This window comes from uncultured Methanobrevibacter sp. (genome assembly GCF_902788255.1).
Lineage (GTDB): Archaea > Methanobacteriota > Methanobacteria > Methanobacteriales > Methanobacteriaceae > Methanocatella.
Map to the genome: position 1 here is coordinate 1 of NZ_CADAJR010000050.1, position 8,436 is coordinate 8,436.

General features: G+C 38.4%; 8 protein-coding genes. 3 read left to right on the forward strand and 5 right to left on the reverse strand.

Annotation, left to right across the window (positions count from 1 at the left end; all coding sequences use genetic code 11):
* Positions 1 to 405: 405 nt before the first annotated feature.
* The 5 genes from fen to cyaB are packed head-to-tail and all read right to left on the reverse strand — an operon-like array spanning position 406 to position 4,959.
* Positions 406 to 1,389 carry a flap endonuclease-1 gene (gene fen, locus QZV03_RS10855; protein ID WP_296876717.1) on the reverse strand — a complete coding sequence of 328 codons (984 nt, stop codon included), beginning with the start codon at positions 1,387 to 1,389 and terminating at the stop codon, positions 406 to 408.
* 5 nt (positions 1,390 to 1,394) lie between these two features.
* Complete coding sequence (locus QZV03_RS10860) at positions 1,395 to 1,946, reverse strand: chorismate lyase (RefSeq protein ID WP_296876719.1); 552 nt, start codon at positions 1,944 to 1,946, stop codon at positions 1,395 to 1,397.
* 9 nt (positions 1,947 to 1,955) lie between these two features.
* Entirely contained in the window at positions 1,956 to 3,209 is a 1,254-nt protein-coding gene (hacA, locus tag QZV03_RS10865) for a homoaconitase large subunit (protein WP_296876721.1), read from the reverse strand.
* A 9-nt stretch (positions 3,210 to 3,218) separates the two neighbouring features.
* On the reverse strand, positions 3,219 to 4,382 hold the full coding sequence (locus tag QZV03_RS10870) for a homocitrate synthase family protein (RefSeq protein WP_296876723.1): 1,164 nt from the start codon (positions 4,380 to 4,382) through the stop codon (positions 3,219 to 3,221).
* A 40-nt stretch (positions 4,383 to 4,422) separates the two neighbouring features.
* A complete protein-coding gene (cyaB, locus tag QZV03_RS10875; protein ID WP_296876725.1) occupies positions 4,423 to 4,959 on the reverse strand; it encodes a class IV adenylate cyclase in 537 nt (178 codons plus the stop codon).
* Positions 4,960 to 5,506: 547 nt separating this feature from the next.
* Between cyaB and QZV03_RS10880 the strand changes: the two genes are divergently transcribed.
* From QZV03_RS10880 to QZV03_RS10890, 3 genes are read left to right on the forward strand one after another with little or no spacing between them, the layout of a single operon-like run.
* A complete protein-coding gene (locus QZV03_RS10880) occupies positions 5,507 to 6,052 on the forward strand; it encodes a TATA-box-binding protein (protein WP_295000137.1) in 546 nt (181 codons plus the stop codon).
* Between the two features lie 12 nt (positions 6,053 to 6,064).
* Positions 6,065 to 7,726: a phosphoserine phosphatase SerB gene (serB, locus tag QZV03_RS10885; RefSeq protein ID WP_296876726.1), complete on the forward strand. Its 1,662-nt coding sequence runs from the start codon at positions 6,065 to 6,067 to the stop codon at positions 7,724 to 7,726.
* Positions 7,727 to 7,770: 44 nt separating this feature from the next.
* Positions 7,771 to 7,932 carry a hypothetical protein gene (locus tag QZV03_RS10890; RefSeq protein ID WP_296876728.1) on the forward strand — a complete coding sequence of 54 codons (162 nt, stop codon included), beginning with the start codon at positions 7,771 to 7,773 and terminating at the stop codon, positions 7,930 to 7,932.
* Positions 7,933 to 8,436 lie beyond the last annotated feature (504 nt).

Consider the following 8,436-nt stretch of genomic DNA (forward strand, 5'->3'; position numbering starts at 1 on the left):
CCACCTATTTATTAAATTTAACTATTTTTAGATAAAATTAAAAATTCCAAACCAATTTCATCAAAAAATTTCAAATCAACAAAGTTTTTGAAAGAGTCTAAAATGTATTTTATAGTTATAATTTTTTAAACTTAATTAAAGGTAATAAGGAATTTTAAGTAGAATTTAGAGCTAAAGAAGGACATACAATCATTTATTTAAAAAAATATGGCAATATATCGGTCGTTATATTTTCACTTCATATCGGGTATAAATTAGTAATTTGACGATTAAATATTGGGAAATAATTGTATATGTACCGTACAGTTGTTCTCTGCATCATCCGGTTTTTTCAATATGTGTGGATTTAAAAAAAAGAAAAATGCAGAGAAAATGCCGAGGTTGTGGCATTTTCAAAAAATTAGATTAAAACCATGCATCAAGGCTTCCCTGTGATGAGCTTAGGTTTTTAAGTCTGTCTGAAGCTTTGCTAACCCGTTCCTGGGAAAAGCCGTGATCAAAGCATAAGAATTCAATTATCTTGTCCTTATCAGGTTTGTTCCACTTTATCTTATAGTCAGTATTGACGTTATGCTTTAGGAATATGTCCCGGACCTCTTCAAGGTCATGTGTGGATTCGCTCTGAAGTTCCTTGAGCTTTTCATCCAGTTTTCCGTTGTGTGCCAGTTTCAGAGCTGTTTTGGCACCGATTCCCTTCAAGCCGTCACAGAAATCTGTTCCGATAAGAATTCCCATGTCGACCAGCTGCTCTCTTGTGATGTCAAGTTGTCTTAGGACACGGTCCAGCTGGTAGTATTCAAGGTTTCCAAGGTTTGAGGATACCGCAAGATTTCTCACAACCCTTTTTGCTCCAAACAATAAACAGTCGTAATCCTGGGATGCAACCGCATAGGCATCGCCCTTTTCGACGAGATATGCAGCCTGGGCTTCACCTTCACCTTTTGCCTCAACGTATGGTATTCCCATATATGTCAGAAGCTTTTTGGATGATTCAATTATCTCCGGTGAGAGTTTGGATGACCTCATGGCATATTTCCTTGCCTTTTCGGTGTCGCCTTCCTTAAGGGCTTCCTTGTATATTTTTTCAGCCTCGTCCCTGACCTCTCGCCTTTTTGCCTGGGTTTCGCTTTTAAGTTCGGGTGCCTTTCCGTCAAAGATATAGATCGGCTTGATTCCCTTTTCAACCATTGATGAATTGCGGTACAGTATTCCGCTTAAATGTGATGTCACATTTCCGTTTTCGTCTGTCAACGGTCTTCCGTCACGTTGCCTTATGGTTGAAAGGAACTGGTATAGTGTGTTGAAAGCATCGATTGACACTACTCTTCCCTCAAGGTCATTGAAATTGATTTTTTCCGGTTCAACTATATCCTTAAGCTTTACACCCATTTGATTCACCTGAAATAACTTTTTGGAAACACTTCCTTAATCCACATCAGAATCTCGTCATTGTGGATGATTACATAGTCACGTGCAAGCATGTCCTCATCGGTTTTGAAAATCTCCTTAAGCCTTTCGTTCGGCTTTTCAATGAAGATGTTGTTTACTTCACGTCTTGATTCAATATGATAATTCTTCAATATCCTTCCAATCGGTATGTCTGCCCTTACAAGGTCGGCACAGATGTCATCTGAACATCTCTCCAGCGGAATGTGTGATATCGCATATATCAGTGGTCTGTCATCCCTGTGCATTATGACTTCCCTGAAGTTTATCTTGTCACCCTCTTCGACATTGACCAGTTCTGCATGTCTCTTTTCGGCCTCGCCGAAATGCTGTTCAAGTGTTGTCAGGGTGATTTTTCCGAACAGCACGTCCAGGATTGCAGTGATGGATCCGTCGGTTGTTAACAGTATTTTCTGTGTGTTTGAGAATTCTTCGCCGTATTCCTGTTCCAGTTGTGTAATCTTATCTATAAGACTTCTGTTTGCTTCGTTCTTGTCCATTTTACCACCTTACAAATCTTTCGGATTGGTAATGACTCCGGTTATTGCAGATGCCGCAACAACCTTTGAGTTTGAAAGGTAAACTTCTGAGGCGGGATCTCCCATCCTTCCCTTGAAGTTCCTGTTTGTTGTTGAAATGCAGGATTCTCCTTCACTCAGGACACCCATGTGTCCTCCAAGGCACGGTCCGCAACCAGGATTGCAGATTATCGCTCCCGCATCTATGAATGTGTCGATGTAGCCGAGATGAATTGCCTGCTGGTAGATTTCCCTTGACGCCGGCAGGATTAAAAGACGGATGCTGTCGTCGATTTCTCTTCCCTTCAGTATTTCCGCCGCATCCTTCAGGTCTGAAAGCCTTCCGTTGGTACATGATCCGATGAGGCACTGGTCGATTGAGGTTCCTTCAATCCTTGAGATGTCTTTAACATTGTCCACATCGTTCGGACAGGCTATTTGAGGCTCCATGTCTGTTATGTCAAAGTCAAGCTCCTTTTCATATGATGCGTCATCGTCTGATTTTACAACATTCAGGTCTGAGGCCTTTTTTCCTGTTCTCTGGCAAATGTAGTCTATGACCTCCTTGTTAGGCTCCATTATACCGTTTTTCGCACCCATTTCAATTGCCATGTTACACATGGTGGCACGTCCCTCGACGCCCATATTCTCAATGGTATCTCCCGCAAACTCTGCGGTCTTGTATGTCGCACCGGCGATTCCTATGCTTCCTATGATTTTGAGGATGATGTCCTTTGGTGCAATGTATTCGTTGAGATTTCCTGTGATGTTCATCTTTATCGCTTCAGGCACCATGAACCATGTTTTTCCTGTTGCCCATACCATCGCAAGGTCTGTTGCACCCATACCTGTTGAGAATGCGCCGAACGCTCCGTAGGTGCATGTGTGTGAATCTGCACCTACAATTACCTTTCCAGGTTCGACAAGACCCATTTCCGGAACCACCTGGTGGCAGATTCCTTCGCCGTGAATGAAGTTTTTAGTGATATTTTGCTTTTTGATGAATTCCCGGCACACCTTCTGGAATTCGGCTGAGCCGATGGTGTTTGCCGGAACGTTGTGGTCGAATATTATGGCTATCTTATCAGGGTCCCATACCTTGTCGGTAATCTTTTCGAATGTCTTTATTGCAGGCGGTGAGGTTCCGTCGTGTGACATTGCAAGGTCGACCGGGATTTCTATAATCTCTCCCGGTGTCACCTCATGGCCCGCCTTTGAGGATAGTATCTTTTCTGTAATGTTCATAAGAATGACCTATTTTTTTGTGTTTTTAACGATTTCCCTGAATACCTTGTCGTTGATGTAGGTTCCTTCTTCCCTTTGCTTTTTGACCTGTCTTACGATTTCTATAAGCTCGTCATCTGTCACGTCAAGGTCACATTCATTGAGTTTGGCCCTTACCGCACGGCAACCTGAGTGTTTTCCTAAGACCAGCTGGCGTCTTCCGCCCACAAGTTCAGGGACATATGGCTCGTAGCATAAAGGCTCCTCGATAACCGCATCAACGTGTATTCCGGATTCGTGTCTGAATACGTTGTTTCCAACAACAGGCTTGTTGTATGGAATCGGAAGTCCGCTTGCATTGGATACAAGGTTTGAGAGTTCTGTAATGTATTTGGTCTTGAAGCCCAAGTCCTTGCCGTAGAGGATTTTAAGTGCCATGATGAGTTCCTCAAGTGATGCGTTACCTGCCCTTTCACCGATACCGTTTACTGTGGTTGAGATACCTTTTGCACCGGCGAGAACTCCTGTGATGGAGTTGATAACAGCAAGACCGAAGTCATTGTGGCAGTGAAGCGCAAGCATGACGTCAAGATCCTTTACAAGTTCCCTTACAAGATAGTCGATACCCTGAGGTGTGATTGCACCGGTTGTGTCTGCAATGTGGACACGGTCGGCTCCGCATTCCTCTGCCTTTCCATAAATGCGCTTTAAAAATTCGATGTCGGTACGTGTAGCGTCCTCTGCTGAAAATGCCACATAGAGTCCGTGGTCCTTTGCATAGTCCACGGCTGATTCGCACAGGTTGATTGCGTCCTGTCTTGTAATGTGCATCTTGTGGTCAAGGTGGATGTCTGAGGTTCCAACGAATGTGATGATACCGTCCACGTCACAGTCAAGTGCAGCATCGATGTCTTCAGGCTTTGTTCTTGTCAGTGCCAGAATGTCCGCGTCAAGTCCTTCATTGGCTATTGCCTTTACGGATTCCCTTTCTCTTTGTGAGACTATTGGAAAACCGGCTTCGATTTGATGTATCTTGAACTGGTCAAGTTTTCTGGCTATTTCTAATTTGTCGTTAAGGGAGAAACAAACTCCTGGAGTCTGTTCACCGTCCCTTAAGGTTGTATCATAAATTATAAAATCTTCCGGGAAAGCGATTTCACTTTCTTTGTTATAATGACTTATAAAATATTGCAAATATATCACTTCTATAATTTTTAATACATTATATTTGTCTTTAGTCAGTATTTAAGTTTTCCAAAAGTTCCATATATGAGGTTCTCTCAAATCCGTCGGTGATGCCCAGTTTTTCAAAAACTTCGAAAATCCTGTTTTGTGCCTCGGAGTAGTCCTCGCCGTCATCCATGCTGATTTCAATCTCCATATATGGCGGAAGGCCTGAAACATCATCAAGTGAGATTTCAAAGTTCTCAAAGGAGTAGTACTGGCGGTTTTTCTCGACGGTTCTTGCTTCGCTGAAACCGATTTCCTCGAAAATGTCTTTTGCCTTTTCGGCACTTTCGATTGACATTTCAACTTCCTTTCTGGTTTTTGCCTGATCGTTGAGTTTGGGGCCCTTGTAGGTTATGAATATGTCATTGTTGGTTGTACGTACCCTCAACGCTTCGTCTGTTTCGGCAAAATCGACTATCGGGCTTGCAAAGTAGATGTCCTGCTGGAATTCCTCCTTGGTCTTTACGGCACCCAGTTTTTCTAGTTTTTCTTCCATTTCCTTAAAGCTGTTAATTCTTGCTTTGACTTCAACTTCAATCATGGTGGTATATTTGGAGGGGTTAGTTGTTATATATATCTAATTAAATTGGGCAATTATCATGAAAGCATCAAAAACCCTTCAAATGTTTGAATTCCAATCATTTTTAGGATGTCTGATATTGTTTTTCAATTAAGTGGTCTTGTTCTTTTATATCATCAAATCATGGCTATGGTTATTTTATGGAGTTATTCATATTCATTCTTTTAATTTTAAGGGAATATAATGATTCTAAAACGATTTTGATTTCAATCTATTTAAATAGTATTTAACTAATTCTATCAATTTGATTTTGAAGATTTAACACTAAAAAAGAGTAACATTTATAAATTACTTATTTCAATACATGTTTTTTCCTATTATTTAAAAAGGAATTGTTATTTCGATAATTTATTATTTTTAAAAATTTTAAATTTTTTGCCAAATTTTGAAATAATCACTACCTTTATATACTATTTAAATTAAATATTTTATTAGTAAAAATTTAACTTAATTTTTTGTTTTCTTAAATTTTACTTACTACTTTTAAAAATGAATTGGAGGTTTTAAATTGACCGATGTTGATATTAAAATTGAAAACATTGTTGCTTCTGCAAGCATTGGAAAGGACATCGTCTTAACCGAAGTGTCCGAAGCTTTAGAAGGGGTTAATTTTAATCGTGAACAGTTTCCGGGATTAGTTTTTAAACTTAAAGATCCTAAAACAGCAGCATTAATTTTTAGCTCTGGTAAGCTTGTTTGTACTGGAGCAAAATCTATAGATGATTCTAAATTAGCAATCAAAAAGACTGTAGATTTAATGAGGACTATCGATACAGAAATTCCTCATGAATTCGATATTAAAATTCAAAACATCGTGGCTTCTGCTAACCTAGAGTCCACATTGAACCTAGAAGCAGTAGCTTTGGAATTAGAAGATACCGAATACGAACCTGAACAATTTCCGGGTTTAGTATATAGGTTATCCGACCCTAAAGTGGTCTTATTATTATTTGGTTCTGGTAAGGTCGTATGTACCGGTGCTAAAACCAAAAGTGACGCTAAATTAGGCGTCGAAAGAGCTTACGATAGATTAAGTGAGCTAGATTTAATATAATTGGTGGTATTATTGATTAAACTTGTAGTATTTGACTTAGATAACGTTATTATTGATGGTGAAGCAATAGATGAGATAGGTAAATTAGCAAACGTTGAAGAAGAAATAGCTGAAATTACTGAAAAAGCTATGCAAGGTGAAATTGACTTTGAAACTTCTATCAAAGATAGAGTCCAACTTCTTGAAGGAACTTCTATTGAAGATATCGAAAAACTCGCTGATGAACTCCCATTAATGTCTGGTGCTGAAGAAACCATCAACGCATTAAAAGAAAATGATGTAGATGTAGCTATCATTAGTGGTAGTTTTGATGTAGTGGCTGAAAAAGTAAAAGACAAACTCGGTGTAGACGCAGTTTATACCAATAGTTTCACAGTCGAAGAAGGTAAATTAACTGGTGAAGTGACTGGTCCTTTAGTATCCGGATCCAAACTGGACGTATTGAAAGACCACGTCGAAGAAGCAGGAATTACACTTGAAGATGTAGTTGCTGTTGGAGATGGCGCTAACGACATTTCCATGATCGAATCAGCTGGCTGCGGTATTGCATTCAATGCAAAAGATTCCGTAAAAGAAATAGCTGATGTAGTAGTAGATGAAAAAGACTTGACAAAAGTCTTAGATGAAATCCTTAATCAATTAACCACTGATGATGCTGAAGAAGAAGCTGTTGAAGAAGTAGAAGCTCAAGAAGCTGAAGACGTTGAAGAAGCTGAAGTTCAAGATGCTGAAGCTGAAACCGAAGAAGAAGCTGAAGAAGAATCCGAAGAGGAATCTGAAGAAGAAGCTGAAGAAGCTGAAGCTGAGGAAGAAGCTAAAGAAGAAAAACCTGAATTTGTTCTCGCTGACACCATGGAAGGTGTAAGAAAACAAAAAGATGAAAAAGAAGCTGAAATCTCCAAAGTTGCTGATGAAAGGGAAGAGTTCAACAAAGAAGCTAGAGAACAACGTAAAATCAGGGATGAATTAAACGCATCCTTGAAAGAAAACTTAAACAAAGCTATCGAATACAGAAACGAGCGTAATGAAATCAACAAAGAAGTTGAAGCTGCTAAAAAAGCTCGTAACGAAGCTAATGCTAAGATCAAAAATCTTGAATGGAACTCTGGTAAACGTAACAAAGTGAAAATAGAAAACGAGATCAAAAAGATTGATAAAATCATTGAAACTCGTGTTCTTGACATTAAAAAAGAAAACCAACTTGTTAAAAATGCCAACGACTTAAGAAAACAATTGATGGAAATTCATGAAGATGAATCCGCTAAGGCTGAAGCTGACGAGTTAAGAAAAGAGTCTGAAGAAGCACACGAAAAAGTTATTGCACTTTCAGAAAAAGCTCAAGCTGCTCACGAAGAAATGCTTAAATACTTCAGAAAAACCGATGACATCAGAACAGCTGCAGACGACGCACACAAAAAATTCATCCAAGCACGTAGAGATGCTGCTGCTAAACACGATGAATTCAAAGCTATCTTAAGTGACATTCACGTAATCAACAGGAAATTAGGTTCCAACAAACCTAAACGCAGAAAATCCGATAAGAAAGGATCTTCAGGCGCTAACAAAAACCGTGAAGAAAAACAAAGGGCTGAAGAAATCTTTGAAAAATTCAAACAAGGTGGTAAAGTTTCTACTGAAGAGCTTTTACTCTTGCAAAAATACAATATAGGTTAAACTCGTTTAACCTTACATTTTTCTTTTTTTTTTAAGGTTTTAATATGTCAGAAGAAAAAATAGAGACCTGTTTTATTTGTGGTAAAGAGTTTGACATGAACAAGGCAGAACTTGGTTATTACCGTAACGGAAAATATCCTATCTGTGACTTTTGTGCCGATTTTTACCGTTTCTATAATGAAGACTTGACTTCAAAAGACCAATAATTTCTTTTTTTTTAAAATACTTCTTTTAAATTTGTTTTAGCTTTGAAGATTCATTTTCATAGTTAAATCTAAATTATATTAATAGCAGGTTATATGCTTTTCAAACATAGTGTGTGAATATTTGTTGTATTATATTCCTTGTCTGAATATCATGACAATACTGATTCTAATGAAAGGTAGAAGATAATGACTCAAATTTTCACCTCACTAAAGGTGATTAAATATAAACAAATCAATGAAGGGTATTGAAAACTTATGTTTTCATGAGGCCTTTCCCCTGAGATGGGCACTGTTTAATTGCCTATTTTTTCTAAAATCAATTAAGTTTATATATGTTATTCAATAATAGAATTATACAAGGGATTTACTATTTAAGTAAACCTCTATTAAGATGCTAAAAAATGTTTTATCTAAATGATGCAAGAATACCACGACCTCTTCAAGGTCGTGGATGAATTGCAAGTTGGGTTATACCTTTGTGAATTGTTATTTATTGGGTTTCAT

Coding starts and splice junctions, on each gene's coding strand:
- fen (WP_296876717.1), bottom strand. CDS start 1,389: ATGGGTGTAAAGCTTAAGGATATAGTTGAACCGGAAAAAATCAATTTC.
- QZV03_RS10860 (WP_296876719.1), bottom strand. CDS start 1,946: ATGGACAAGAACGAAGCAAACAGAAGTCTTATAGATAAGATTACACAA.
- hacA (WP_296876721.1), bottom strand. CDS start 3,209: ATGAACATTACAGAAAAGATACTATCCTCAAAGGCGGGCCATGAGGTG.
- cyaB (WP_296876725.1), bottom strand. CDS start 4,959: ATGATTGAAGTTGAAGTCAAAGCAAGAATTAACAGCTTTAAGGAAATG.
- QZV03_RS10890 (WP_296876728.1), top strand. CDS start 7,771: ATGTCAGAAGAAAAAATAGAGACCTGTTTTATTTGTGGTAAAGAGTTT.